The organism is Paraburkholderia sp. J94, from assembly GCF_905220285.1.
GTDB classification, from domain to species: Bacteria; Pseudomonadota; Gammaproteobacteria; order Burkholderiales; family Burkholderiaceae; genus Paraburkholderia; species Paraburkholderia tropica_A.
The window spans coordinates 96,787-122,393 of record NZ_CAJMZH010000018.1 but is presented as its reverse complement, the minus strand read 5'-3'; the positions used below and the strand labels follow the sequence as shown (position 1 = coordinate 122,393).

30 protein-coding genes and 2 tRNA genes are annotated in these 25,607 nt (G+C 65.1%); 17 read left to right on the top strand and 15 right to left on the bottom strand.

The window, feature by feature from the left end; translation table 11 throughout:
* Positions 1-203: 203 nt before the first annotated feature.
* Positions 204-938, bottom strand: a complete 735-nt coding sequence (locus U4Y88_RS31460) for a Crp/Fnr family transcriptional regulator (RefSeq protein ID WP_065063228.1) — start codon at positions 936-938, stop codon at positions 204-206.
* Positions 939-1,830: 892 nt separating this feature from the next.
* On the opposite strand from U4Y88_RS31460, the gene U4Y88_RS31455 reads away from it, so the two are divergent.
* The 3 genes from U4Y88_RS31455 to U4Y88_RS31445 all read left to right on the top strand — a co-directional run bounded on the left by U4Y88_RS31455 (position 1,831) and on the right by U4Y88_RS31445 (position 5,732).
* Entirely contained in the window at positions 1,831-3,426 is a 1,596-nt protein-coding gene (locus U4Y88_RS31455; protein WP_321788690.1) for a mannose-1-phosphate guanylyltransferase/mannose-6-phosphate isomerase, read from the top strand.
* Between the two features lie 429 nt (positions 3,427-3,855).
* Positions 3,856-4,578 carry a FadR/GntR family transcriptional regulator gene (locus U4Y88_RS31450; RefSeq protein WP_224006942.1) on the top strand — a complete coding sequence of 241 codons (723 nt, stop codon included), beginning with the start codon at positions 3,856-3,858 and terminating at the stop codon, positions 4,576-4,578.
* A 176-nt stretch (positions 4,579-4,754) separates the two neighbouring features.
* Positions 4,755-5,732 (top strand): Gfo/Idh/MocA family protein, encoded by a 978-nt coding sequence (locus tag U4Y88_RS31445; RefSeq protein WP_224006957.1) that lies wholly within the window; start codon positions 4,755-4,757, stop codon positions 5,730-5,732.
* Positions 5,733-5,795: 63 nt separating this feature from the next.
* Here U4Y88_RS31445 and U4Y88_RS31440 read toward each other — a convergent pair whose 3' ends face one another.
* The 9 genes from U4Y88_RS31440 to U4Y88_RS31400 form a co-directional block, all read right to left on the bottom strand.
* Positions 5,796-6,455 carry an amino acid ABC transporter permease gene (locus U4Y88_RS31440; RefSeq protein WP_224006960.1) on the bottom strand — a complete coding sequence of 220 codons (660 nt, stop codon included), beginning with the start codon at positions 6,453-6,455 and terminating at the stop codon, positions 5,796-5,798.
* A 156-nt stretch (positions 6,456-6,611) separates the two neighbouring features.
* Positions 6,612-7,409, bottom strand: coding sequence for a cystine ABC transporter substrate-binding protein (locus U4Y88_RS31435; RefSeq protein WP_224006963.1), 798 nt, complete (start codon positions 7,407-7,409; stop codon positions 6,612-6,614).
* A 165-nt stretch (positions 7,410-7,574) separates the two neighbouring features.
* On the bottom strand, positions 7,575-8,609 hold the full coding sequence (locus U4Y88_RS31430; protein ID WP_224006966.1) for a quinone-dependent dihydroorotate dehydrogenase: 1,035 nt from the start codon (positions 8,607-8,609) through the stop codon (positions 7,575-7,577).
* 125 nt (positions 8,610-8,734) lie between these two features.
* Complete coding sequence (locus U4Y88_RS31425) at positions 8,735-9,505, bottom strand: arginyltransferase (protein WP_224006968.1); 771 nt, start codon at positions 9,503-9,505, stop codon at positions 8,735-8,737.
* Positions 9,506-9,779: 274 nt separating this feature from the next.
* Positions 9,780-10,544 carry a leucyl/phenylalanyl-tRNA--protein transferase gene (gene aat / locus U4Y88_RS31420; protein WP_310630363.1) on the bottom strand — a complete coding sequence of 255 codons (765 nt, stop codon included), beginning with the start codon at positions 10,542-10,544 and terminating at the stop codon, positions 9,780-9,782.
* Between the two features lie 12 nt (positions 10,545-10,556).
* Positions 10,557-11,102, bottom strand: coding sequence for an NUDIX hydrolase (locus U4Y88_RS31415; RefSeq protein WP_065063246.1), 546 nt, complete (start codon positions 11,100-11,102; stop codon positions 10,557-10,559).
* 33 nt (positions 11,103-11,135) lie between these two features.
* A complete protein-coding gene (locus U4Y88_RS31410) occupies positions 11,136-11,633 on the bottom strand; it encodes a hypothetical protein (RefSeq protein WP_321788688.1) in 498 nt (165 codons plus the stop codon).
* Positions 11,634-11,651: 18 nt separating this feature from the next.
* Positions 11,652-12,038, bottom strand: coding sequence for a hypothetical protein (locus U4Y88_RS31405; protein ID WP_321788686.1), 387 nt, complete (start codon positions 12,036-12,038; stop codon positions 11,652-11,654).
* A 196-nt stretch (positions 12,039-12,234) separates the two neighbouring features.
* Positions 12,235-12,311 (bottom strand) — tRNA-Met (locus tag U4Y88_RS31400).
* A gap of 215 nt (positions 12,312-12,526) precedes the next feature.
* Here U4Y88_RS31400 and U4Y88_RS31395 point away from each other — a divergent pair.
* Together U4Y88_RS31395 and U4Y88_RS31390 are read left to right on the top strand one after the other, a co-directional pair.
* On the top strand, positions 12,527-13,024 hold the full coding sequence (locus U4Y88_RS31395; RefSeq protein WP_310630366.1) for a heme-degrading domain-containing protein: 498 nt from the start codon (positions 12,527-12,529) through the stop codon (positions 13,022-13,024).
* Between the two features lie 4 nt (positions 13,025-13,028).
* Positions 13,029-13,367, top strand: a complete 339-nt coding sequence (locus tag U4Y88_RS31390; RefSeq protein ID WP_224006990.1) for a DMT family transporter — start codon at positions 13,029-13,031, stop codon at positions 13,365-13,367.
* A 29-nt stretch (positions 13,368-13,396) separates the two neighbouring features.
* Here U4Y88_RS31390 and U4Y88_RS31385 read toward each other — a convergent pair whose 3' ends face one another.
* The gene (locus U4Y88_RS31385; RefSeq protein ID WP_224006993.1) at positions 13,397-13,609 is read right to left on the bottom strand and encodes a hypothetical protein; all 213 of its coding nucleotides are present in this window, start codon (positions 13,607-13,609) and stop codon (positions 13,397-13,399) included.
* Positions 13,610-13,817: 208 nt separating this feature from the next.
* Here U4Y88_RS31385 and U4Y88_RS31380 point away from each other — a divergent pair, with 208 nt between their 5' ends.
* From U4Y88_RS31380 to U4Y88_RS31370, 3 genes are all read left to right on the top strand, one after another.
* Positions 13,818-14,102: a DUF1488 domain-containing protein gene (locus U4Y88_RS31380; RefSeq protein WP_224006996.1), complete on the top strand. Its 285-nt coding sequence runs from the start codon at positions 13,818-13,820 to the stop codon at positions 14,100-14,102.
* A 40-nt stretch (positions 14,103-14,142) separates the two neighbouring features.
* Positions 14,143-14,919: a TetR/AcrR family transcriptional regulator gene (locus U4Y88_RS31375; RefSeq protein WP_321788684.1), complete on the top strand. Its 777-nt coding sequence runs from the start codon at positions 14,143-14,145 to the stop codon at positions 14,917-14,919.
* 69 nt (positions 14,920-14,988) lie between these two features.
* Entirely contained in the window at positions 14,989-16,161 is a 1,173-nt protein-coding gene (locus U4Y88_RS31370) for an enoyl-CoA hydratase/isomerase family protein (RefSeq protein WP_224007002.1), read from the top strand.
* 77 nt (positions 16,162-16,238) lie between these two features.
* Here U4Y88_RS31370 and U4Y88_RS31365 read toward each other — a convergent pair whose 3' ends face one another.
* On the bottom strand, positions 16,239-16,664 hold the full coding sequence (locus U4Y88_RS31365) for a hypothetical protein (protein ID WP_224007006.1): 426 nt from the start codon (positions 16,662-16,664) through the stop codon (positions 16,239-16,241).
* A 325-nt stretch (positions 16,665-16,989) separates the two neighbouring features.
* Here U4Y88_RS31365 and ssuD point away from each other — a divergent pair, with 325 nt between their 5' ends.
* From ssuD to U4Y88_RS31330, 7 genes are all read left to right on the top strand, one after another.
* Positions 16,990-18,147, top strand: coding sequence for an FMNH2-dependent alkanesulfonate monooxygenase (ssuD, locus tag U4Y88_RS31360; protein ID WP_224007009.1), 1,158 nt, complete (start codon positions 16,990-16,992; stop codon positions 18,145-18,147).
* A gap of 65 nt (positions 18,148-18,212) precedes the next feature.
* The gene (gene ssuC / locus U4Y88_RS31355; RefSeq protein ID WP_224007012.1) at positions 18,213-19,064 is read left to right on the top strand and encodes an aliphatic sulfonate ABC transporter permease SsuC; all 852 of its coding nucleotides are present in this window, start codon (positions 18,213-18,215) and stop codon (positions 19,062-19,064) included.
* Positions 19,061-20,020, top strand: a complete 960-nt coding sequence (locus tag U4Y88_RS31350; RefSeq protein WP_224007015.1) for an ATP-binding cassette domain-containing protein — start codon at positions 19,061-19,063, stop codon at positions 20,018-20,020. The genes ssuC and U4Y88_RS31350 overlap by 4 nt, the downstream gene beginning before the upstream one ends.
* Positions 20,021-20,120: 100 nt before the next feature.
* A complete protein-coding gene (locus tag U4Y88_RS31345; protein ID WP_224007018.1) occupies positions 20,121-20,336 on the top strand; it encodes a TOBE domain-containing protein in 216 nt (71 codons plus the stop codon).
* 118 nt (positions 20,337-20,454) lie between these two features.
* Positions 20,455-20,697: a hypothetical protein gene (locus U4Y88_RS31340; protein ID WP_321788682.1), complete on the top strand. Its 243-nt coding sequence runs from the start codon at positions 20,455-20,457 to the stop codon at positions 20,695-20,697.
* Positions 20,698-21,037: 340 nt separating this feature from the next.
* On the top strand, positions 21,038-21,742 hold the full coding sequence (locus tag U4Y88_RS31335) for an SOS response-associated peptidase (protein WP_321788680.1): 705 nt from the start codon (positions 21,038-21,040) through the stop codon (positions 21,740-21,742).
* A gap of 205 nt (positions 21,743-21,947) precedes the next feature.
* Positions 21,948-22,292 (top strand): hypothetical protein, encoded by a 345-nt coding sequence (locus tag U4Y88_RS31330; RefSeq protein ID WP_321788678.1) that lies wholly within the window; start codon positions 21,948-21,950, stop codon positions 22,290-22,292.
* 326 nt (positions 22,293-22,618) lie between these two features.
* Here the strand turns inward: U4Y88_RS31330 and U4Y88_RS31325 are convergent.
* Positions 22,619-22,694, bottom strand: a tRNA-His gene (locus tag U4Y88_RS31325).
* A 109-nt stretch (positions 22,695-22,803) separates the two neighbouring features.
* Positions 22,804-23,826: a tRNA dihydrouridine(20/20a) synthase DusA gene (gene dusA / locus U4Y88_RS31320; RefSeq protein ID WP_321788676.1), complete on the bottom strand. Its 1,023-nt coding sequence runs from the start codon at positions 23,824-23,826 to the stop codon at positions 22,804-22,806.
* A gap of 470 nt (positions 23,827-24,296) precedes the next feature.
* Here dusA and U4Y88_RS31315 point away from each other — a divergent pair, with 470 nt between their 5' ends.
* Positions 24,297-24,554, top strand: a complete 258-nt coding sequence (locus U4Y88_RS31315) for a hypothetical protein (protein ID WP_224007192.1) — start codon at positions 24,297-24,299, stop codon at positions 24,552-24,554.
* A gap of 183 nt (positions 24,555-24,737) precedes the next feature.
* Here U4Y88_RS31315 and U4Y88_RS31310 read toward each other — a convergent pair whose 3' ends face one another.
* The gene (locus tag U4Y88_RS31310; RefSeq protein ID WP_224007195.1) at positions 24,738-24,980 is read right to left on the bottom strand and encodes a hypothetical protein; all 243 of its coding nucleotides are present in this window, start codon (positions 24,978-24,980) and stop codon (positions 24,738-24,740) included.
* A gap of 235 nt (positions 24,981-25,215) precedes the next feature.
* On the opposite strand from U4Y88_RS31310, the gene U4Y88_RS31305 reads away from it, so the two are divergent.
* Positions 25,216-25,551 carry an RcnB family protein gene (locus U4Y88_RS31305; protein ID WP_224007198.1) on the top strand — a complete coding sequence of 112 codons (336 nt, stop codon included), beginning with the start codon at positions 25,216-25,218 and terminating at the stop codon, positions 25,549-25,551.
* The last annotated feature ends 56 nt before the right edge of the window (positions 25,552-25,607 follow it).

The window sequence follows — 25,607 nt, the reverse complement described above, 5'->3', positions numbered from 1 at the left end:
GGTTAAAACGGTGCGTCTTGCGCATTGTTTTATTCGGCATCCTGATTAATGTCGCTATTGCGGATGCACGATCGTTGCGCCATCAACCTGCAGAAAATTTTTGGGGGCGGGGAAAAAGGCGAAACGCGCCGTCCCGGGCACGTTCCGCGAAGTCCTTCGGTTCACACGAGAACCGCGCGCGGCTCGCGCCGCGCGCCCCTTCATTACTCCACCGTTTCAGCCTGATGCAGACGCGGCAGCAGGCGGTCGAACTCGCGGCGCACGAGGCCGTAGCACTCGCAGGCGCGGCCTTCGAGGCCCTTGCGGTCGAGGATGCGGATGCGGCCGCGGCTATGGTGGATCAGGCCTTCGTCGTGCAGCTTGCCGGCCGCTTCCGTGATGCCTTCGCGGCGCACGCCGAGCATATCGGCGATCAGTTGCTGCGTGACCGAGAGGTCGTTCGAGGCCACGCGATCGACTTCGATCAGCAGCCAGCGGCACAGCTGTTTGCTGAGCGAGTGATGGCGATTGCAGGCGGCGGTCTGCGCGACCTGCGTGAGCAGCGCGTGCATGTAAAGCAGCATCAGGCGGCGCAGGAAGTCCGAGCGCGCGAACTGCTGCTTGAGGCTTTGCGCGCTCATGCGATAGGCGAAGCCCGCGCACTGAACCTGCACGCGGTTCGGCATGGTTTCGCCGCCCGTGAGGACGGGCACGCCGGTCATGCCTTCGCGGCCCACCGCGGCGATTTCGACGGAGCTGCCGTCTTCCATCGTCGAGAGCATCGAGATGATGGCCGTGGTCGGAAAGTAGACGTGATGGATGCGCTGGCCGGAGTCACAGAGCAATTGTTCGGTGCGCAGATGAACGAGTTCGAGATGCGGTGCGAGAGCTTGCCATTCGTGCGACGGCAGGGCGCCGAGCAGGTGATTGCCGTGCAGGTCTGATTGAAGGGTCAACATGATTTGGTCCTCGTGCGAAGCGGCTTTCGTCGCCTCATGTTTTTTCGTTCCGGCCGCCGCGCATTTTGTGTTTGCCGCTTCCCGTAGCGGCTATGCGTTCGGCTTGCCGGCCCCATAGTCCCGAGTCGTTCGCGAGATCGTTGTGTCTGCGATACGCCTGTGTGGCGCACCTCTCAAAGCAGGGTGTGTGCCAGAAGACCTCGAATCGTTCTGCCGCGTGGCTTCGCGGGCGATGCGGCGCAAGAACGGGTAAGGAAACGGGGCTTTTTGTTTCAATTCTGTACGACGCCCCTGCGCACGCCTTGCGACGTCCACGCATTTTGTGTCGATGCAAGTCATTGAATTTATTGGTGGTTTTGTGCTTTCAGATGGGGGTGCGAAAAATGACTCCATGCTGAAACATGCACGCGAGGGAAAAGGGGGCGCGGCATCCAGGCGCAGCCGAAAGCGTGAGGAATTGATTCATTCGTGTTGCACCGCGAGGGCCGTGCGAGGAAACGTTCGCTCCTGAAACATGGCCTGCGCGACCCCGCGTCACGTTACGTGGGCTGGCGCACATAAGCGCCTGGCGGGCTGCGAGAAGCTCATGGCGTCCGTCATTTTTCAGCTTCTTTCCGCCTTTTTTCGTGGGGTTTCGCCTTGATGCAAGGCGCATGGCCCGTGCGGCTTGCGTTGCACGCGCAACGGCCTTGCGTGATGGACGTCGTGCATTGCCGGTGTGCCCGCTTGCGCGCTCGCGGCGTTGCTTCGTCAGCGCGCGATCAGTGTGGGTACGCGTACAGAATCACCCCGTGCGCTTTGTTCCAATGGAGTCCGAAAACGAGGGTGCGACATGCGCCCGGAACCAGACCTATCGGAACATTCGACACAATCGGAACGGGGAGCTTCGCGCATGAACCAGATCGTGACGCCGGCCGGCGTGATTGCCGCTGCCAATGAACCCGAAGTCGCGCTCGTCGTCCAGCCCGTGGTGCTGGCGGGCGGATCGGGCACGCGGCTGTGGCCGCTTTCGCGCGAGCACTGCCCCAAGCAGCTGATCGATCTGCTCGACGGCGAGTCCTTGCTCGAAGCCACCGTGCGCCGTCTCGACGGCCTCTATGCGAGCGCCGGCAGCACGGTGCGCAAGGCCGCGCCGCTCGTGGTGAGCAGCGAGGAGCTCCGCCATATGACCGCCGACCGCCTTGGCCGCAGCGGCATGGCGGCGCGCGTCGTGTTCGAGCCGGTCGCGCGCAATACGGCGCCTGCGCTGACCGTCGCCGCGCTGGCCGCCCACGCGGCGCATGCGAGCCACACCGTTGTGGCTGGCGCTGCCGGTGATGCCGGTTCGGGCGGCACGGTCAGCGACAGCGACCCGATCCTCATCGCGATGCCCGCCGACCATCTGATCGCCGACCGCAACGCGTTCGCCGCCGCGCTCGAAGAGGCCGTGACCTACGCGGCGCGCGGCGCGATCGTCACGCTCGGCGTGCCGCCGACGCGCGCGGAAACCGGCTACGGCTATATCGGCGCGGGCGCGGCGCTCGGCGCGGGCGGCGCGCGCAAGATCGAACGCTTCGTCGAAAAGCCCAGCGCGGAGGTGGCCGAAGGCTATGTCGCGTCCGGCGACTACTGGTGGAACAGCGGCATCTTCGTCGTGCGCGCCTCGGTGTGGCTGTCGGCGATCGCGCATTGCCGTCCCGAGATCTCGGTGCATTGCGCGCAGGCCTTCGAGCGCGCGGCCGTCGATGCCGACGGCGCCGTGCATCTCGATGCCGCAACGCTCGCCGCGTGCCCGTCCGATTCGATCGACTACGCGGTGATGGAGTCCGTGGGCGCCGACGCGCGTCTCGCGGGCGTGGTCGTGCCGCTCGTCGCGGGCTGGTCGGACGTGGGCGCGTGGGACGCCGTCTGGCAGGTCTCGCAGAAGGACGCGGCGGGCAACGTCGCGCGCGGCCGCGTGCTGTTCGAGGACTCGACCGAAACCTTCGCGCATTCGGACGGCCGCCTGGTCGCCTGCGTGGGCGTGCACGGCGTGGTGGTGGTGGAGACCGCCGACGCGGTGCTCGTCGCGGCCAAGGATCGCGTGCAGAACGTCAAGGCGATCGTCGGCAAGCTCAAGGCGCAGCGCGGCGAGGAAGCGCAGCACCATCGGCGCGTGGAGCGTCCGTGGGGCTGCTACGACTCGATCGACCGGGGCGAACGCTTCCAGGTCAAGCGCATCGTCGTGAAGCCGGGCGGCGTGCTCTCGCTGCAGATGCATCACCACCGCGCCGAGCACTGGATCGTCGTGCGCGGCACGGCGCGCGTCACGCGCGGCGACGACGTGTTCCTGCTTTCGGAAAACGAATCGACCTATATCCCGCTCGGCGTGAAGCACCGCCTGGAAAATCCGGGCAAGACGCCGCTCGAAATCATCGAGGTGCAGTCGGGCGGCTATCTCGGCGAGGACGACATCGTGCGTTTCGACGATCAGTACGGCCGCGCGCCGTCGTCGGTCACGCGGAGCTGAATCCGCTGCGTAAATAAGCCTCGATGAAGTCTGCATGAAGAGGTCATGAGGACGGCGGCGGCGCTCATCGCTGCATATGCACAGACGAGCGCCGTTTCGCTAGGCCATAAAAAAGAGCCGCAAAAGAAGCGGCAAAAGAAGCAGCAAAAGAACGTAGGACGTTTAAGCCAATGCTTCATACAGAAGCCTGACAAAACGACGGCAAATAACTTCAAAACAAAACAATCGGGCAACCGAAGGGCCAATGGCAGTGTGCTTTCGAGTTCTGGATGGAGTTGGGCGTGAGTCGTGTGCTTTTCATGTCAGGAAATATCCTGGCTGGCGAAATATGCAATACGCATGGCAACGTACGCTTGAGTTCGACGAAGCTTGAGGGCCCGTGCACTAACCGGCAAACAGGGCGATAACGCCGCATCGGGGGGAGGGGTCATGGAACTGGGAAACAAAGAACGATCGCTGGTGAGCAAGGTCATGGATGGCCTGATCTCGGGCATAGTCGAGGAACGTTACGGCGCGATTCTGCCGCCGCAGGACGTGTTGTCGAAGGAGTTCGACGTCAGCCGCACCGTCATGCGCGAAGCGCTGTCGATGCTGCTCGCGCGGCACATGCTCGACGTGCGTCCGAAGATCGGCACACGCATACGGCCGATGCGCGACTGGCGCATGATCGACGAGGACGTGGTGAGCTGGCGCTTTCGCGCGAAGCCCGACAAGACGTTTCTGCGCGACGTGATCGAGTTCCGCGCGCTGATCGAGCCGGCCGCGTGCGCGCTGGCCGCCGAACGCGCGAGCGCGGCCGATCTCGCCGGCATCCGTGACGCTTACGAAGCGCTCAGCCAGACGAGTCCCGGCGACGCCGGCTGCCAGGCCGCCGACACCTTGCTGCACACGCGCATTCTCGCGGCGAGCGGCAATCAGTTTTATCAGCAGATGGCGGCGATCATTCGCGGCGCGCTGACGCTCGTGAATCCGATCGTTAGCGAACGCGACGGCGGCTGGGCCAACATCGTCGCCGGACACGGACGCGTGGTCGATGCCATCGAGCGGCGCGCGCCGCAGGAAGCGCAGGCCGCGGCCGCCGCGATGATCGAATTCACCGCCGACGAACTGAATCTCGCACTCGCCCAGGAAGCGATCGAGCAGCCGCGCTGAGCGCGGTTTTCGAACGAGACGATTCGCTTTCGTTTCACCCTGCACCCGGCCCCGTCATGCGCGGCCGGGTTTTCGCCTTGTGCGGCGCACCGCGCCAGATTGCTCTCTCGCGCGCGAGCCGGTATCGTGCTTGGCTTCGAACGCACGATACGGCGACAGAGGCAGGAGGGAGGCACATGAGCGAGATTCAGACGATCCGTTGGGGCATCGTGGGCGCGGGCCGCATTGCGCGGCGCTTCGCGCAGGGCGTGGAGCACGTGCCGGACGCGCGCGTGAGCGCGGTCTGGTCGCGGCGCGCGGCGCCCGCCGAAGCCCTGGCGCAGGAGTTCGGCGCGACGGCGTGCGAGAGCTTCGAGGCCTTGCTCGCGAGCGGCATCGACGCCGTCTATATCGCCACCATGCAGGACAGCCACGCGCACTACGCGATCGCCGCGCTCGAAGCCGGCTTGCCCGTGCTCTGCGAAAAGCCCGCCACCGTGAACGCGGCGCAGCTCGAACGCGTGCTCGACGCCGCGCGCGCCGCGCAGCGTCTGTTCATGGAAGCGATGAAGCCGCCGTTCTATCCGCTCTATCGCGCGTTGCGCGCGCATCTGGAAGCGGACCCGATCGGCCCCGTCGGCCTCGTGCGTGCGGGCTGCTCGGTCGCCAGCGTGCCCGCCGATCATCCGTCGTTGTCGTTCGAGCACGCGGGCGGCGCGCTGCTCGACATCGGCGTGTACGAGATGTTTCTGGCGGTGGACTGGCTCGGCGCGCCGCGCGAGGTGCAGACCGTCGGACGGCTCGGCGGCACGGGCGTGGACACCTTCGCGAGTCTCAATTGCCAGCACGAAAACGGCATCGCGCAGCTATTTTGCGGGCTCGATCTGCACGGCTACGGCGACGCGCTGCTGGCGGGGCCGCTCGGCAACGTGACGATCCATGCGAACTGGTGGAATCCGGTGCGCGCGACCATCCGTTACGTCGATGGCCGTGTCGCGGAGCTCGACGAGCCCTTCGACGGCGGCGGCCTCAACTACGAGACCGCGCACTTCTGTGCGCTGTTGCGCGAGGGCGCGCTGGAGAGTCCGATCATGACGCACGAGACGTCGCGGCGCATGATCGCGATGGCCGATTCGGCGCGCGCGGCGCTCGGCCTGAAGTTCGACTGCGAGTGAGGTGAATGAGGTGAAAGCGCCGCGCCGCGCGAGCTTCGTTCGCGGCGCGCGCTTCACGCAGTCTCAGTGGCGCGACGGCAGCGCGAGGCGCTTTTCGTACCAGTGCTGGACCCATTCGAGGACCTGGCACAGGATCCAGTAGACCGCGGCGGCGGCGAGATAGAGCGGCAGCGGCTGATAGGTCGAAGCGATGATTTCCTGCGCGCTGCGCAGCAGCTCGGTCACCGTGATCACCGAGACGAGTGAGGTGTCCTTGATCAGGCTGATCAGGCTGTTCGACAGGCTCGGCACGGCGATGCGCAGCGCCTGCGGCGCGATCACGTAACGCAGCGTCTGTCTGCGCGAAAGACCGAGACTGTAGGCCGCGAGCCATTGACCGTGGTGAATGCCGAGAATCGCACCGCGCATGCTCTCGGACAGATAGGCGGCCACGTTCGCGGAGAGCGCGATCACGCCGGCCGGCGTCGGGTCGAGCGAAATGCCGATGCTCGGCAATCCGTAGTAAATCACGAAGATCTGCACGAGCAGCGGGGTGCCGCGCATGATGCTCACGTACACGCGCGCGATCACGGGAAACGCGCGGTTCGTGCTGATGCCCATGAGCGCGAGCACGGCGCCGCCGATGAGGCCGAAGATCATCGACAGGATGGCGAACTTGATCGTCAGCACCGCGCCCTGCGCGAGCACCGGCAGCGACTGGATGATGAGCGTGTAAATGGGCATGTTGGAAAACGCGCGAGACGCGGGTTAGGGGCGCGGAGCGCGCCGTGAAATAACAAGGGGCGGCATCGTGCGATGCCGCCCCGCGCGAATCACCTCACGCACGGTTGCCGCGCGTTCAGCACGATGCGCACGATCCGCACGATGAGCCGGACGCGCTTACTTCGTGACCGGCTTGGTCACGTCGATGCCGAACCACTTGTCGGAGATCTTCGCGAAGGTGCCGTCGGCTTCGAGTTGCGTCATCGCGTCGTCGATGGCCTTGGCGAACTTCGGATTGCCCTTCTTGAACGGAATGCCCGACGGGTTGCCGTTACCGACGATCGAACCCGTGCGCAGCGGCAGCTGCGAGTTCTTCAGCAGGTAAGCGAGCATCAGGCGGTCGTTGAGCGCCGCGTCCAGACGGCCGGCGGCCAGGTCGCGCAGATACTCGGGCGCGCCCGGGTAGGTCTTCACGTCGATGCCAGGCACCGACTTCGCCATGTCCATGTAGTTCGTGCCCAGACCCACGCCGAGCTTCTTGCCCTTGAGGTCGTCGAGCGAGTTGAACTGACGCGTGTCGTCCTTGCGCTGGATGAGCTGCGCCGCCGAGTACGTGTACGCCGGCGAGAAGTCGAGCACGGCCTTGCGCTGATCGGTGATGCCCACCTGGTTCACGATCACGTCGAACTTGCCTGCCTGCAGACCGGCGATGATGCCGCTCCACTCGGTCGTGACGAACTCGGGCTTCAGGCCCATCTTCGCGGCCACGGCCTTGGCGATGTCGACGTCATAGCCGACCAGATCGCCGTTGGGCGCCTTCGAGTTGAACGGCGGGAAGGTGCCTTCGAGACCGATGCGCAGCGTGCCGCGTGCCTTCGCCTGGTCGAGCAGGTCCTCGGCGTGGGCGCTCGCCGCGACGAACGAAACACCGACGAGAGCGACGGCAAGGAGCTTCTTCAGCAAGGATGCTTTCATTGTTTTCCTCTTGTGTTGCTGCGATGTGGCGGCGTTCCCGGCGCTGCATGGCGCGTGCCTGGCAAGGCGTTCGGGAAGCCGCTGCTTTCAGGCCGGGCGGCGCCTCCGATGCGCCGCACATAGCCAGAAATCATAGGTCAGAAACCGTGGGGCAGAAATATAGCCTCAGGCGCGGCCCGAGGCCAGCGCCCGCGCGCATTCGGCGACGAGCGCCGGACCGCGGTAGATGAAACCGGTATAGACCTGCACGAGCGCGGCGCCCGCGGCGATCTTCGCGCGCGCGTCCTCGCCCGAGAAAATGCCGCCCACGCCGATGATCGGCACCTGCTCGCCGAGTTCGGCGCGCAGCTTGCGGATCACCTCGTTCGATGCGTCGAACACCGGACGGCCCGACAGACCGCCCGTTTCGGCCGCGTTCGGCAGCCCTTCGACGGCCGCGCGCGAGAGCGTGGTGTTGGTGGCGATCACGCCTTCGATCTTGTGGCGCAGCAGCGTGTCGGCGATTTCCTTGACCTGCTCGTCGTCGAGATCGGGAGCGATCTTGAGCGCGAGCGGCACGAGCTTGCCGTGCATGTCGGCCAGACGCTGCTGCTTGTCCTTGAGCGCCGCGAGCAGGGCGTCGAGTTCGCCGCCGCCCTGCAACTGACGCAGGTTCTTCGTATTCGGCGACGAGATGTTGATCGTCACGTAGCTCGCGAACGGATAGACGCGCTCGAGACAGAACAGATAGTCGTCGGCGGCGCGCTCGATCGGCGTATCGGCGTTCTTGCCGATGTTCAGGCCGAGAATGCCGCGATAACGCGCGGCCTGCACGTTCTTCACGAACTGCTCGACGCCGTGGTTGTTGAAACCCATCCGGTTGATGATGCCGCCCGCCTCGGGCAGACGGAAAATGCGCGGACGCGGATTGCCCGGCTGCGGACGCGGCGTGACCGTCCCCACCTCGATGAAGCCGAAGCCCAGCGCGGCGAATCCGTCGATGGCGGCGCCTTCCTTGTCGAGACCCGCGGCAAGACCCACCGGGTTGCGGAACGTGAGGCCCATCACGGTGCGCGGCGCATCGGGCACGCGCGGCGCGAGCAGGCCGGCGAGGCCGGAGCGGCCCGCCGCGCCGATCATGCGCAGCGAGAGATGGTGGGCGTCTTCGGCGTCCATGCGAAAGAGCTGGTCGCGGACGAACGGATAAAGGGTACTGAACACGGGAGGAAGGCGCGCGCGCCGGAAAATGGGAACCCGCTATTTTAGCGAGAAAGCCGGGCGAGGGAGACGGCCGAACGGGCGCGGGGCGCGCGCGGCGCCGAAAAACCCGCGCGCCGTAGCGTCTTCTAGACGCCGGGCACCGGTTCGAGCGCGCGCCAGACGCCGTCGAAGAGGCCTTCGAGCGGCTGAAAGCGCGCCTTGTACGCCATCTTGGGACTTTCGCGAATCCAGTAGCCGAGATAGACATACGGCAGTTGAAGGCTGCGCGCCTGCTCGATCTGCCAGAGGATGTTATAGGTGCCGTAGCTCGCGTGCGGATCGTCGGGCTCGAAGAACGTATAGACCGACGAGAGCCCGTCGCCGAGGATGTCGATCATGCTGACCATGCGCAGCGTGCCGGGCTCGTCGGGCTGCTCCGGGTCAGGCTCGCGGAACTCCACGAGGCGCGAGTTGATGCGGCTTTGCAGCAGGAATTGCTCGTACTGGTCGCGGCTGTCGCGGTCCATGCCGCCGCCCGCGTGACGCGCCGACTGATAGCGCATGTAGAGCGCGTAATGCGCTTCGTCGTAATGCAGCGGCGCAACGGTCGCGACGAGCGCGCCATGCTGTTTCCAGGTGCGCCGCTGCGTGCGCCGCGGCGTGAAGCGCTCGACCGGCACGCGCACCGGCACGCAGGCGCGGCAGCCGTCGCAATAGGGGCGGTAGGTGAAGACGCCCGAGCGGCGAAAGCCCGCTTTCACGAGATCGGTGTAGACGTCGGAGTTGATCAGATGGCTGGGCGTTGCGACCTGCGAGCGCGCGATGCGCCCCTCCAGATAGCTGCAGGGGTAGGGCGCCGTTGCATAGAATTGCAGCGCGGAAAGCGGTGAAAGCGGCAGCTCGTTGGGATGCGTCACGTTGGCAGCTCTCGTAGCGGTTCGGATCGTCGCGGATCGGCGTGATCGCCGCGCGCGTGGGCGCAAGCGGTGGCGCAGGACGCCGGATCGCCGTGCCGGGCGCGCCGCAAAGCCGCGCAGTGTCTCGCTCTGCGGGCCGCGAATGCGACGTGTTCTGCTTGCATACTAACATCGACGCCAGGCCGGAATCCATCGAATTGCACGCGGCTGCGTGAAGCCGGCCGCGTGTCCGGTCCGCGAAACTGCCCGCACGAACAGGCGGCGCGGCGGCGTCTCAGACGGCCGGAACGGCGGACTCCGGCGCGCTGCGATGGCCGGTCCAGTCGGCGAGCACCTGCTTGTCGAAACGCCAGCCGATGGACGGCGCCGCCACGGTCTCGCGCACGTGCGCGATGAAACTTTTGCGCGCGATTTCGTGGCCGCCGAGCGAGGCGAGATGCGCGGTGTTCTGCTGGCAGTCGATCAGCGCGACGCCGTTGCGACGCAGATGCGCGACGAGCGCCGCGAGCGCGATTTTGGAGGCGTCGGTCATGGCGGCGAACATCGACTCGCCGAAGAACATCGTGCCGAGCGACACGCCATAAAGACCGCCCACGCGCCGGCCCTCGAACCAGGCCTCCACGCTATGGGCTTCGCCGATGCGATGCAGCGTGGAGTAGGCGTCGATCACGTCGTTGGTGATCCAGGTGCCGCGCTGGCCGCGGCGCGGTGCGTTCGCGCAGGCGCGCATGACAGCAGCGAAATCGTCGTCGACGCGGATTTCCCAGGCGGGATCGCGCAGCACGCGCTTGAGCGTTTTCTTGAACGACGGCGAGACCTTGAAGTCGTCCGGGCGCAGAATCATGCGCGGGTCCGGGCTCCACCAGAGCACTGGCTGGCCGTCGGAGTACCACGGAAAAATGCCGTGCCGATAGGCGTTGACGAGCCGCGAGGGCAGCAAGTCGGCGCTCGCGGCGAGCAGGCCCGGCGCGCCGCTCGTCGCGCCCAGGGCGCGCTCGACGGGCGGGAACGGTTCATCGGGCGAAAGCCAGGGCACCATGGCCGCGCCGACTCAGCCGTCGCGCAGCGAGCGCAGGACGTCGCCGGTATGCAGGCCGTAGCTGCCCGACTGGCGATCGGCGAAGAAAAAGCGCAGGGTCTGGCCGACCGTGGGGAAGGCAATATCGTCCCAGGGGATTTCGTGTTCTTCGAAAAGCCGCACTTCGAGGCTTTCCTCGCCCGCCGCGATGTCGAGATCGAGCAGACGTGCGAGATAGAACAGATGCACCTGATGCACGCGCGGCACGTTCAGCAGCGAAAAGAGGCTCTGCACCTCGACGCGCGCGCCGGCTTCCTCGAGTGTTTCGCGCGAAGCGGCCTCGGCGGTGGTTTCGCCCATCTCCATGAAGCCCGCGGGCAGCGTCCAGTAGCCGTAACGCGGCTCGATCGCGCGGCGGCACAGCAGCACCTTGTCTTCCCAGACGGGCACGGTGCCGACCACGTTGCGCGGATTCTGATAGTGGATAGTGCCGCAATGCGAGCAGACGTAGCGTTCGCGGTTGTCGCCGGGCGGAACGAGCAGGCTGACCGCCTGACCGCAAGTCGAGCAGAATTTCATGGGCACGATAGGGGGATGGGTGATGCGAGTGTATCACCGCGGCGCGGGGTGACGGTGACCGGGGCGGCTCGTCCCTTTCCAGGGCTTTGTCTCGCTGCCGGATGCGCGAAGCTGGAAAGCCTTGCCGTCGAACGCATAGAAATACGTGCCATGTTCGGCGTGCTCATTACGGCTGCCGCGCACGATCAGCAGGCAACTATCGACGCGGAAACCGAGCGGCTCGGTAACGTCGAGCGGCCAGTCCGAGACGCTGAACGGCAGCGACGTCACCCGGCCGCTTCGGGTATCGACGGCGGCCGCCATGACGCAGCCCGAGCCGCATCCCCATTGCGCGAGGATGTAGCGGCCCGCGAAGTTGACGGGGCCGCGTGCGGCTTGTGCGATCACGGTGCGATACGGGCGCGAGCGGGTGTCGAACGACAAACGCGGTGCGCCATGCTTTGCCTGTACCGTTGCGGGGCAATCTGCGAAGGCCGGGGGCTGCTGCGCGTGCGTGACGCTGGAAACAGTCAGGAGCGCGGACAGCGCCATCAAGAGTATGCGCATCGCTTAGTACCAGTGGTGAGACTGCCAGAATGTGCGGGCATGGCGCGCCGAGTGGTAGCGCCCGTAAATGTAGTGGATTCCGCCCTGGCATTCTTCGACGGCGTTCCCGAAAGAGGCTTCGCCGCGCGGATTCAGATCGTATTGCGCCTGAAGCAGTTGAAACAGGCCGCGCGCCGTCGATGCGCCGTTCCTCGCGTTGACCCTGCCGCCCGATTCCTGGGCCATGATCCAGAGTAAGTCGTTGAAGTCCGACGGCGATACGCCTTCACGGTCCATTGCTTCGCGCAAGGCCACTCGTGAGGGGAGCGGAATGGAATCGGCCGATTTCTCAACCCATCCATGCTTTTTCGATTTCACCGGGCGGTGCGAGTGGGTATGTGCACTGGGCATCTGGACAACTCCGTGATGAGTGGAGTCGCTAACCTGGCACGATCGCGTTTCGAACGGTCTGTGCGCAATCAACCTGCATGAGGTTCTGCTTGCGAGCGGAGCGAAGGGAAAAGGCGGGAGGGGAAAAACAAAAAAGGGTTACACGCGAATGCGTTGTAACCCTTGCTTGCTTCTGACGAATAAGCGTAAAGCTTATTGGTTGCGGGGACAGGATTTGAACCTGTGACCTTCGGGTTATGAGCCCGACGAGCTGCCAGACTGCTCCACCCCGCGTCCGTCAGAGAAAGCTATTATGAAGGCACATCGGCTTGCTGTCAACAGCAAATAACGAAAAGCCTGCTAAACGATTGCAGAAAGTTTGCGTCGCCTCGTCGGCGGATCGGCGAGAGGGCGCATCCAGACAAGTCCAGGTGCCTTCAGGCACAGCCGGCGCCCCAAACCGCCAGGCTAGAATCAGGGCTCAATTCCCTCTGCCTGACACGCCACACATGGACATCGCACACGATCTGCAATCGGTTGCCGCGCAAGAGCGCGCGCTGGTGTTTCCCCGTTTCGACGCCGATCGCGCCTGGCAGCTCGGCGCCTATTTGCGCGAGCTTGCCGTCGCGCGTTCGCACGCGGTCGCCATCGACGTGCGCACGTTCGGCCACACGCTGTTCTTCTGCGCGCTGGCCGGCACTTCGCCCGATAACGCCGATTGGGTGCGCCGCAAGTCGCGCGTCGTCGAGCACTTCCGCCGCAGTTCGTATGCGATCGGCCTGCGCATGCAGCAATCGGGCACGACGCTCGCCGAAAAGCACGGTCTGCCGCTCGCCGAATTCGCGACGCACGGCGGCGCGTTTCCGCTGACTGTGGACGGCGTGGGCGTGATCGGTTCGGTGACTGTCTCGGGGCTGCCGCAGCGCATGGATCATGAACTCGTCGTCGAGGCGCTGTGCGCGCAGCTCGGCGCCGACTACAGCCAGCTCGCGCTCGCGAAGGCCTGATGCGATGCGCTCGTCTCCCTGGTTTCTGCTCGCGATCGCCATCGTCGCCGAAGTGATCGCCACGTCCGCGCTGCGCGCCTCGAACGGTTTTTCGCGGCTCGTGCCGTCGGCCGTGGTGGTGGTGGGGTATGGCGTGTCGTTCTACTGCCTCTCGCTCACGCTCAAGAGCTTGCCCGTGGGCATCGTCTATGCGGTCTGGTCGGGCGTCGGCATCGTGCTGATCACGCTCGTCGCGATGCTGTTCTTCAAGCAGGTGCCCGATTTGCCCGCGCTGCTCGGCCTCGGTCTGATCGTGTCCGGCGTGCTCGTGCTGAATCTGTTTTCGAAGATGCAGGCGCACTGATCCGCGCTTTTTTTCCCATCGCGCGCCGCTCAGACTTCGGGCGGCTCGATGCGGATCCCACATCCCGCCACGGTCGCGCGGCTCGTTTCGCCTTCGAGCGTGGCGGCGTCCTCCCAGACGCTGATCGCGCGCGCCACGTCGATGCCGTGCTGCTGCGCGTAGCTGAACCAGCGGTTCGCCGCCTGCGGTTCGGGGATCTCGTGGTCGTCCACGAAGTATCGGCCGTTCAGATGCGGTGTCATGTGTAAGCTCGCCTGCTTGCGAAAATGAAAGGGCGCGAGCGGCGGGGCGCTTGCGCCGACACCGCAAATCGCGCGGATTTTTCGCGATTCTCGCACGCGTACCGTGCATCCAGGCGTCGAATCTGCTGTGCCGCGAGTAACATGAAGCGCTCTTCCGTTTTCCGCCGGAGCGGGTTTTCTTCTGCAAAATCGTCGAGCGGGGCCGCATATGGATATTCGATTTCCCGGTGACGCGCCAGTCTGGCGCGACGCCAATCTCACCGTGGTGTTTCCCGCGCTGGTCGACGGCGCGCGCGTGCCGTGCGCGATCTCCGTCGAGGCGCTCGAGGACCATTTCGGCGCGAACGCCGCCGTTCGCGGCGCGTGGATCGAGGCCTTCGACGCGGGCCGTCCGCGCATCGAAGCCGTGGCGCGCGCGCATCTCGAACTGAGCAACGGCACGCCCGTGCTACTTAAAAGCGGGCATTTCCCGCCGGGCAGTCTGTTGTCCTGATCGTTTTCCCGCATCGTCTCACGTGCCGCGAATCGGGCAGATGGCCCTCACCGAACCGAAACATCGCCGCGCCGCCGCGCAGCGCCTCGAACTGCGCGAACGCATTCTCGACGCCGCGCGCCGCATCGTGTTGCGCGAGGGCGTCGCTGCGCTGTCGATGCGCAAGATCGCCGAGGCGATCGGCTATTCGCCCGCGTCGCTCTATCTGCATTTCGCGAGCCGGGACGATATCGTCCGCGCGCTGGGCCGCGAAGGCTACGCGAAATTGCTGGCCCATCTCGCGCACCTCGCGCCGCGTATCGACCCTCGCGACGATCCGCATAACGACGATCCGCGCGCGCGTCTGCAGGCGCTCGCGCACGGCTATGTGAGTTACGGCTGCGGGCATCCGCAGGCGTACCGGCTGATGTTCATCGAGCCGGATCATGCGCCCGCGCGCGATTCGAGCCGCGATGCGCCGGCGGCTGGCGACGCCGATCCGCACGTCGAGCGCGCCGCGTCCGTTTTTGCGGTGCCGCTTCGGGCCTTGACCGAAGGCGCGCATCCCCATGTCGATCCCGCGCCGCTCGCGAGCGCGCTCTGGGCGATGCTGCACGGCGTGGTCGCGCTCGCGTCGCGCGATCCGGCGTTCGCGAGCGAGGCGTGGCGCAGGCAAACGGTCGATGCGGCGCTCGACGCCTGGTTCGGTCCGCAGGTTGCGGCGGGTGCGCGTCATCGCGATGGCGCTGATGTTCCGGAAGGCGCCGATAATTCCGACACCCCCGAAACGCCAGTCGCCGCGCCAGCCCGCAAGCCGACGAAAACCGGCGCGCCGTGATAGCCTCGCGAGGCGCAGTCGCGTGCCCGCGCGCCTCATTTCATCGTGCTTTCCGTGTTGCCGATCGCCATGTCCCAGCCCGCCTCGTCGTCGTCCCGTGATTTCGCCGATAACGATCGACACGTGCTCACGCGCGTCGCGAACCGCATCGGCTATATCGAACTCGACCGCCCGCAGGCGCTCAACGCGCTCACGACCGCGATGGTCGACGCCATGCAGGACGCGCTCGACCACTGGCGCGACGATCCGAACGTGCTCGCGGTCGTCGTGCGCACGGCGCATCCGCGCGCGTTCTGTGCGGGCGGCGATATCCGCTTTCTCTACGAGTCGTATCGCGCGGGCGATCAGGCCGCGCTCGACACATTCTTCATCGACGAATATCGGCTCGATCACGCGATCTTCAGCTATCCGAAGCCCTATATCGCGCTGCTCAACGGCGTCGTGATGGGCGGCGGCATGGGCATTTCGCAGGGCGCGCATCGCACGGGCGGCCTGCGCCTCGTCGGCGCGGCCACGCGCATGGCGATGCCTGAAACGCGCATCGGCCTGTTTCCCGATGTGGGCGTGAGCTGGATGCTCGCGCGCACGCCGGGCGCACTCGGCCGCTACCTCGCCGTGACGGGCGAGACGATCGACGCGGCCAGCGCGCTCTACGCGGGGCTCGCCGATGTGTTTCTCGACGAATCCGCGTGGCCCGCGCTGCTCGACACCTTGCAGAGCGAGACTTTCGTGACGGGCGCCGAGGTGGTCGAGCGGATCCGGCGCGCGGCGCTGCCCGCGCAGGAGGCGCAGCGGCGGGCGGCGGAATCGGCGCTGGCGAGCGCGCGTGCCTGGATCGACCGGCATTTCTCGCAGCCGGACGTGGCCGCGATCCTTGCCTCGCTCGAAGCGGTCAAGGACGCGAACACAGAAGCAGGAAAGGGCGCCGAAAGCGAATGGGCCGAGCAGACGATCGGGGCGATGCGCGAGCGCTCGCCGTTATCGATGGCGGTATCGCTGGAAGCGGTGTCGCGCGCCGAAGGGTCGATGGCCGACGTGCTGCGCCGCGATCTCGATCTGACGCGTTCGAGTTTCGCGCGCGGCGACGTGATGGAAGGCATCCGCGCGCGCATCATCGACAAGGACAATCATCCGCAATGGCGTTTCGGGCGTATCGAGGACGTGCGGGCCGCGGAGGTAAACGCGATGTTCGAGAGCCCGTGGAGTGTGACGGATCATCCGTTGCGCGCGTTGCCGGATTGAGGCCGGCACGCACGCAGCGTTGCCGTGAGACGCGCGGCGCGCGAGGCGCCGCTGACTTCACATACGTCGTATGAGGCTCAGTCCTCGTCGGTTTCGCTCATGAAAGCGCGCATGAACACGAGCGCGCCCCATCCCCAGACCGCATTCGACGCAAAGCCGGTGGCGAGGCGCGGCAGCATGTTGCCGCTCGGCCAGATGCCGCGCAGCGGATCGATTGCGAACACCATCGCGGCGGTCAGCACGAGGCCGCCGAACACGAAGGCCTGCACCCACGGTGCGGGCCGCGACGGCGAGACGCGCAGCAGCCACGCCATCAGGATCGCCCACAACGCGCTCAAGATCGCATTGACGAGGAACTCGGGCAGGCCGAGCGGCGCGAACGGCTCGGTCGAGAAGCCGGTGATGTCGACGACCTGCGCCGCGTGCAGCAGCGCGAGGGTGGCTTCGCGGAAGAACAGCGACGCGAGAAAGCCGGAGACGAACGGCAAAATCAGTTTTTGCATGTGAACGGGCGAGAGTGGCTGAGGCCGCGCGCGGCGCGCATGGGGCGCGCACCGGTGACGCCGGGCACGAATAAGGAACCCATAAGGAACCCGTAAGGGCGCGCCGGACGGCCTGAATCGTTGTCGCGCCATTATATCGGCGCGCGCCGCGCGTCCGTATGCCGCGTACGCTAAAGCGTCGCGTAAAGCACGAAAGTGGAAAACCTAAGCTCAAAAAAATCGTTCGCAACCCCAGGGCCGATCCCTAGACTGAGTTCCCATGTAGACGGCGCGGCCGTCGTAATCCCTTTCGACTCACGTCTCGAACGATTAGCAGGAGCTTCGCATGAATGTGTTCTGGTTCATCCCGACCCACGGTGACAGCCGCTATCTCGGCACCACCGCCGGCGCGCGCGCAACGGATCTCGCTTACTTCCAGCAGGTTGCGGTGGCGGCCGATTCGCTCGGCTACGAAGGCGTGCTGCTGCCGACGGGACGTTCGTGCGAAGACGCGTGGGTCGTGGCATCGAGCCTGATCGCGGCCACGCGGCGCCTGAAGTTTCTCGTCGCCGTGCGTCCGGGCCTGTCGTCGCCGGGGCTGGCGGCGCGCATGGCCGCCACGTTCGACCGTCTGTCGAACGGGCGTCTGCTGATCAATGTGGTGACGGGCGGCGACACGGCCGAGCTCGAAGGCGATGGCGTGTTCGTCGATCACGACACGCGCTATGAGATCACCGACGAATATCTGCATATCTGGCGCAAGCTGCTCGAAGCCTCGCATACCAATGAGGCGATCGATTTCGAGGGCAAGCATCTGCAATCGAAGGGCGGCAAGGCGCTTTATCCGCCGGTCCAGCATCCGCATCCGCCGCTGTGGTTCGGCGGCTCGTCGCCGGCCGCGCACGAGATCGCGGGCGAGCACATCGACACCTATCTGACGTGGGGCGAGCCGCCCGAGGCAGTCGCGAAGAAGATCGCCGACATTCGTGCGCGCGCGGCGGAGAAGGGCCGCACGATCCGCTTCGGCATTCGCCTGCACGTGATCGTGCGCGAGACCGAAGAGGAAGCGTGGGCGGCCGCCGACAAGCTCATCAGCCATCTCGACGACGAGACCGTGGCGCGCGCCCAGGCCGCGTTCGGCCGCATGGATTCGGAAGGGCAGCGCCGCATGGCTGCGCTGCACGGCGGCAAGCGCGGCTCGCGCAAGGAACTCGAGGTCTACCCGAACCTGTGGGCGGGCGTCGGCCTCGTGCGCGGCGGCGCGGGCACGGCGCTGGTCGGCAATCCCGAACAGGTCGCGGCGCGCATGAAGGAATATGCGGATCTCGGTATCGAGACCTTCATTCTTTCTGGTTACCCGCATCTTGAGGAATCCTACCGTTTCGCCGAGCTGGTGTTCCCGCTGCTGCCGGGCCGCCAGGCGAAGCAGGTGGACGGTCCGCTGTCGGGTCCGTTCGGCGAGGTCGTCGGCAATCACTATCTGCCGAAGGCGAGCCAGAGCTGAGGCTCGATTCCCGCGTGTTTGACCCGCGCCGCGCGGCGGCGCGATGCAACAAGGAGGACCTTCCGATGACTCAATCTGCTGCAAGCGCCGCGGTTTCCGCGAGCGTGGCGCCGCGCGGCGCGCGCGCCAATACGGCGCTGCTGCGCAAGGCGTTCGCGCGTCTCGCGCCGTGGCTCCTGCCGCTCGCAATCCTCGCGGCCTGGGAACTGGCCGCGCGCGTTGGCGTGCTGTCGACGCGTGTGCTGCCCGAACCGCTCGCCGTCGTGAAGGCCGCATGGTCGCTGATCGAGTCGGGCGAGATGTGGCAGGACGTGCGCGTGAGTACGTGGCGCGCGGTCTCGGGTTTCGCGATCGGAGGCGGCATCGGGCTCGCGCTCGGGCTGGCCACGGGCTTGTTCAAGCCGGTCGAAACCGCGCTCGATTCGACCATCCAGATGATCCGCAACATTCCCGCGCTCGCGATGATTCCGCTCGTGATCCTCTGGTTCGGTATCGAAGAGGAAGCGAAGGTGTTTCTCGTCGCGCTGGGCGTGTTCTTTCCGGTGTACGTGAACACGTTTCATGGCATCCGCTCGGTCGACCAGAATCTCGTCGAGATGGCGCGCAGTTATGGCCTCAAGGGTTTCGCGCTGTATCGCGAAGTGATTCTGCCCGGCGCGCTGCCGTCGATTCTCGTCGGCGTGCGCTTCGCGCTCGGCCTGATGTGGGTCACGCTGATCGTCGCCGAAACCATTTCCGCGCAGTCGGGCATCGGCTACATGACGATGAACGCGCGTGAGTTCCTGCAAACCGATGTGGTGGTGGTCGGCATTCTGCTCTACGCGGCGCTCGGCAAGCTCGCCGACTGGCTCGCCAAATGGCTCGAGCGCGTGGCGCTGCGCTGGCACCCCGCCTATCAACGAGGAAGCGACGCATGAACGCAAGTACCTTGACGTCCGGTCTGAGCGGTATCGCGGGCCGCGATCTCGAAGCGGAGATCGAACAGCCGCGCGTGCAGGCGCGCGAGGCGAACGAAACGACGCGTGAATTGGCGCGTCACCATGAGCGAGAAGCCGTGGCGACGGCGCGCACGCAGGCGCAGCCGCATGATCCGTCGGTCGAACTGCGCGGTGTGGGCAAGCGCTACGGCGATCGCGTCGTGCTCGACGATTTCAATCTCTCCATCGAGCGCGGCAGCTTCGTCGCGATCGTGGGCCGCAGCGGTTGCGGCAAGTCCACGCTGCTGCGCCTCGTCGCCGGGCTGGAGCAGCCCGACGCGGGCCAGCTGACGCGCCGCGGCGAAGCGGGCGCGGCGCTCGACACGCGCATCATGTTTCAGGACGCGCGCCTGCTGCCGTGGAAGACGGTGCTGCAAAACGTGATGCTGGGCCTCGGGCGCGGCGCTCGCGACGATGCCCGCGCGGTGCTCGACGAAGTCGGCCTGCTCGCGCGCGCCGACGAATGGCCGGCGCGGCTGTCGGGCGGTCAACGTCAGCGTGTGGCACTGGCGCGTGCGCTGGTGCATCGGCCGAGCCTGCTGCTGCTCGACGAGCCGCTCGGCGCACTCGACGCGCTCACGCGCATCGAAATGCACGCGCTGATCGAGCGTCTGTGGCGCGAACATCGCTTCACGGCGCTGCTGGTCACGCACGACGTGCACGAAGCCGTGGCGCTCGGCGACCGCATTTTGCTGGTCGAGCAGGGGCGTATCGCGCTCGATCAGACTGTGCCGCTCGAACGTCCGCGTGCCCGCGCCGATGCGCGCTTCGCGGCGCTCGAGGAAAGCGTGCTGCAACGCGTGCTCGGCAGTACGCCGGGCGCGGCGGCGCAGACGCCGCATGCGAACACGCGGCCGTTCGGACTGCATCCGACCGATGTGCGCTGGGCGCTTTGATCGCGTTGCATCCGCTGAATCCGTTGAATTTGTCGAATCTTTCGAATCGTTTGAACCTCAACCCCCCGTCTTTTCAGAACGAACTTTTGGAGTCGAACTCATGAGCATTTCCGCCATCAACGTGCGCAACCAGTTCCGCGGCAAAGTGAAGGAAATTATTCGCGGATCGGTGGTGTCCGAAGTCGACGTCGACACGCCGTTCGGCGTGGTGACCTCGGTGATCACGACGCGCTCGATCGACGAACTCGACCTCAAGGTGGGCTCGGAAGTCGTCGCGCTGGTGAAGTCGACGGAGGTGTCGATCGCGCGTCTTTGAACGATCGGTGTACGACCTGTGAGCAACCCGTGAGCGCCCCGCGCGGGCGTCCGTGCCGCGGCGCCCCGTCGAGGCGGAAGTGCTAGGATGGATCGGCCAGCCACGACGGAGAACGATCATGGAGCCGAAGGGCATCGACATGGGCGACTACGAGGAGCGCTACAACGGCTACGACATCGAAGTGGCCGTCGAGCAGATCCTCACGGGCGTGAAGGCGCACTATCGCGTGCTCAAGGACGGCGCCGTGCGCCAGGATTGGCAGCTCGTCCATATCGAGCGGCTCTGGCCGACCGAGCATGCCGCCGCCGAAGCGGGTTTCGCCGCCGCGCGCGCCTGGATCGATAGCGGGGCCGTGGCGTAACGGCGTCCGCCGATCTCTCGATTTCCCGATCGCATAAAGCGGACGCGCAAAAAAATGCCGCGCCCGCAGGACGGGCACGGCCGAGAAGAAGTCAGGGCGACCAGCAACGCGAGCGATACTGGGGAGAGGGCCCTTGCCTTCGATCAGGCTAAAAAGTACCAAAACGCCGGTTCGCTGTATATAGAGAGATATTTCGAATCATTACTATCGGCGAGTCTTGGCCGATTGATCGTGGGCGCCTGTCTAGCTGTCTATCTTTCTGCCTGACGGGCGAATTCCGGCTTGCCTGCTCCGATGCCGCACAGCGACTAAGATGGGCGGATCTGACGGAGAGCCGCCCATGTGCACGAACTACGCCGCCGCGCGCCGTGATCGACTGTTTCGGCATTTCGGCGTCGAGCCGCCAGACAGCCCGTGGCGCGACGAGATCTACAAGGACTATGCCGCGCCGATCATCCGCCGTATCGACGGCGCGGCGCAGGCGAGTCTCGCGACCTTCGGCATGGTGCCGCGCAAGCATATTCCGCCCGGCGTGCGCGTGTTCGACACGATGAACGCGCGCTCGGAATCTGTGGGAGAAAAGCGCTCGTTCAGCGGGGCTTGGAAGCGGCTGCAACTGTGTCTCGTGCCGTGCGAGGCGTTTTTCGAGCCGAACTACGAGAGCGGCAAGGCGGTGCGCTGGCGCATCGGTCTTGCATCGGGTGAGCCGTTCGCGATCGCGGGGCTGTGGCGCGAATGGGAGGAAGAGACGGGCAAGGTGTTTTCGTTCACGATGCTCACGGTCAATGCCGATCCGCATCCGCTGTTGAGTCGCTTTCACAAGCCCGGTGATGAAAAGCGCGCGGTCGTGATCGTGCCGCCGGGCGAGTATGAAAACTGGTTGGGAAGCCGCTCGATGGACGAGGCGCGGTCGTTTTTTACGCTCTATCCCGCGCAGTCGATGATGGCTGAACCGTTTCCTGCGCCGCCGCGTGTGGCGAAATCGGATGAGGGTGGGGTGGATTCGAAACCCGAAGCTGGTCTTGGCGACGCGGCTTCACACTGATGGGATAGGGCGTAGGCGCCGCGGTATTTTCAGCTCTTGCTGTGGCGCTTAATCAATATTTGCTTAGTATGGCGAATAAAACTGCGCAGAGTGTGCTGAAGATGGCGCACCGAAATGCCTTGAGATCCGGACGACAAATGCACTCCGTGCAGCATCGCGAACTGCTGTTGTCGGGCATTGCTATGCCGCTACGCAGGAGGATTACATGGCGGTGAATGTACTGAACGCTGCCTCTAGCCTTCTCGGGTGTTTCTGTCACGGTGCTGTGGTTAAATCCGTCGCGCTTTCGCCGAGAGAGTCGATAAAACAGGCGAGTTCGGCCGAAAAATCACAAGAATCATTACTAATCGCCGGGGAGATGATGGAGAGGATTGACCAGATGGGAACGGCCTACGAGGCGTGGGTTACTGCCCGCGAAAAGGTGGCAAAGGAACTGCCGCCGCTGATCCTTGATAACCCGAATGACGATTTGATACGTGCATTGATCGCGCAGGAGGTCGTCGCTCATCGGCACTTCATTGCTGCGCGCGATCGGAAAAACGGCGCGTAAGCTGCGTGTGGAGCGCGCTCAGCGGTGACTTTGCGCGTGACGCGGAAGAGGTCATGCAGGTGCGCGAACTCGTCCCGGCAAGTAGTTGAGATGCCGCCCGGAAACTTGACGGGCAAATGCTGGCACGTTTCGCCGCAACCTCTGTTGATTTGTTCTCGTCGACAAATACCCTCGGTGGCGACGGCCTGTCATTTGTCGTCGAGTGAACGCAAAAACGCCCGCAACGGTGTGCGGGCTCAATTCCGAAGTTCTGATGCTCGTTCCGAGTTTCGAGTCTTAAAAGCAAAAAGCCCAGTTCGATGAACTGGGCTTTTTGCTTGAATTCTTGGGGTGGCTGATGGGACTCGAACCCACGACGACAGGAATCACAATCCTGGACTCTACCAACTGAGCTACAGCCACCACTGTTACTGCGTTCTTGCTGCTTTCCTGCTAGCGCTGCTTTGTGAGCGGCGTCAATCAAGAAGCAAGATTATATACATACCCTAATGGGCTTGCCTAGCCCCTTTATTCAAATATTTTCAGAAGAAAGTTCGACGGAGGCGTCGAGCGGGGCGCGCAGATGCGAACGCGCCTCTTCGAAGATCGCGAGATCGCCTTTCTGCAGCTTGCGGCTGTCCGACAGAATGCGGCGCCAGCCGCGCGCACCCGCTTCGCCGCGATAGAGGCCGAGCGCGTGACGCACGATCGCGCCGAGATACGTGCCGCGCTTCATCTCCGCCGCGCAATACTCGATAAGCTTCGCTTCGACTTCGTCGCGCGTCAGTGCCGGACTGCTCGCGCCGTAGAAGCGCGCATCGACATCCGCGAGCACGTAGGGGTTGTGATAAGCCTCGCGGCCAAGCATCACGCCGTCCACGTGTTCGAGATGCGTCGCCACTTCATCGAGCGTCTTGATGCCGCCATTGATGATGATTTCGAGATTCGGGAAGTCGCGCTTCAGGCGGTACGCGTAGTCGTACTTGAGCGGCGGGATTTCGCGGTTCTCCTTCGGGCTCAGGCCCTTGAGGATCGCGTTGCGCGCATGGACGATGAACACCTCGCAGCCCGCGTCGGCGATCGTGCCGACGAAATCGCGCACGAATGCGTAGTCCTCGACTGCATCCACGCCGATGCGGTGCTTGACCGTCACCGGCACCGACACCGCGTCGCGCATCGCCTTCACGCAATCGGCCACGAGTTGCGGCTCGTTCATCAGGCAGGCGCCGAACGCGCCGCGCTGCACGCGCTCCGACGGGCAGCCGCAGTTCAGATTGATCTCGTCGTAACCCCATTGCTCGCCGAGCTTCGCCGCACGCGCGAGGTCGTCGGGTTCGCTGCCGCCGAGTTGCAGCGCGACCGGCGCCTCGTCGGGCGTGAAGGCCAGGTGGCGCGGCACGTCGCCGTGGAGCAGGGCGCCGGTCGTCACCATCTCTGTATACAGCCACGTGTGCCGGGAAATGAATCGATGCAGCGAGCGGCAATGGCGGTCGGTCCAGTCCATCATCGGCGCGACGGAGACGCGGCGGGGGCTGGCAATGGGGGTGGCGGACATGGCAGATGAGGGCGCGACGGGCGCGGCAGGCGTGAATCAACCTTCTATTTTATCGCATGCCATGAGCCGCGCTGCCGCCGATTTTGCGGTGCGGCAGCCGAGGTTCAAGCGGAAAAATCAGGGCCGCAGTGACGTCTTCTTGTCATATAGCAAGCATATTGCATGTATGGAAGCGCTTCCATTGTTCCCTTTAGTCTGAAAGACCCTTTGCGCGTTATGTAATCCCATCGCCCAATGTTGCGTCGCAGAAATTTTTTTGGGACGGCTTTTTAGGGTCTGTTCGTCGCTCAGCCAAGCCTGGTTTGGCTCACAGCATTGTTTCCAGAAGCGGAATAGTCAATTCGGTTTATCGCGATTATTTTCCGATAGTAGGTGTATACACTGAGTCTCACTGACGCGGCTCATGGGTCTGACCTCCCAGGCGCGGCGCCATCCCCGAACCGCAATTGAACCTGATTCTGGAGTCCACCATGAAGACCAAACTCATCGCAGCGCTGCTGGTCGCAGCTTCCGCTTCTGTTGCCGCTCCGGCGTTCGCCAGCGGCTACGGCCCGGCACCTTTCTATCGTCCGAACGTCGGCGCACCGGCTTCGCAGCAAGGCCAGAGCGCGCAGACCGTCGCGGCCGAGCGTGCGCAGCAGCAAGGCGTCGACGCTGCCTACGGCGGCGTGACCGGTTCGGCGTCGCAGTCGGGCGCTCACGGCTCGCAAGCTTCGCAAGCGCAATAAGGGCTGTTCGGCCTGTCAGCTTTACGCTGTGGGCCGATTTGCTCCGGTCGCCCGCCTGACGGGCGGCACGAACGCCGGGTGTCTTCACGACGCCCGGCGTTTTGTTTTTAGGGTGTCGGAAAGCGTGTCGGAAAAAGCGTCGAAACGCGGGTCAGAAAGCCCGCTTCGATCGGAAAGGCGGCGTCAGGACGCGGCGCGCACGCGCTGGTCGATGGCTTCGCGGATGCGGTCGAAGGCGGCGTCGAACGCGTTGTCCTGGGTGGGGAAGCGGCCGGATGCGATGCCGTCGACCGGCACGTCGGCGTGATTGTCGTCGGTGAGGCTGTGGATCTTCTGGGTCGTGACGAGAAAGCCCACGTCGTGATCGCCGTCCACACCGGCGGTCATGTCGAAGCCCATGTACTCGTAGCTGCGTCGGTTTTCCATGCCGTGTCCTCCTCGGGCGCACGTGTCGATTCTGGCACGTCCGCGCCATTCGAGCGCTCAGCGAGACAAGGCGGGGCAGGCGCGCGACGTGCGGACGTGCTCGGGCCGGCCTCGCCGGGCGCTGTACTACTATGAATCGCGAGGTGTGCGCGCCTGGCGGATTCGCGCGCGGCCGAGGCCGGGCCATCCTCGACGGTATTCGACAGGATTCGACAGGCTAACCAGGAGGTGAACAATGCAGAAACGCTTCGTGCTTCTCGCTGCGCTGGCTTTGCCGGCCATGCTGGCTTCGGTATCGACGTTCGCGCAGCAGCCGCCGCCCCGTCCGGGCCCGAACGAGTATCACGGCGGGCCGCCGCCGAACCGTCCGCCGCCCGATGCGCCGCCGCCGCACGAGTGGCGCAAGGGCGACCGCCTGCCGCCCGAGTATCGCGATCGCCAATATGTGATCGACGACTGGCGCCAGTACCAGCTCAAACCGCCGCCGCGCGGCTATCACTGGGTTGGCGTGAGCGGCCAGTACTATCTGGTGCGCAACTCGAGCTGGGCCGTGGAGCGCGTCGGGCCATAACGGCGACGGGTCTTTGCGGCCCGCGCGATCCGAGCCGGACCGGTTCTGCCGATCCG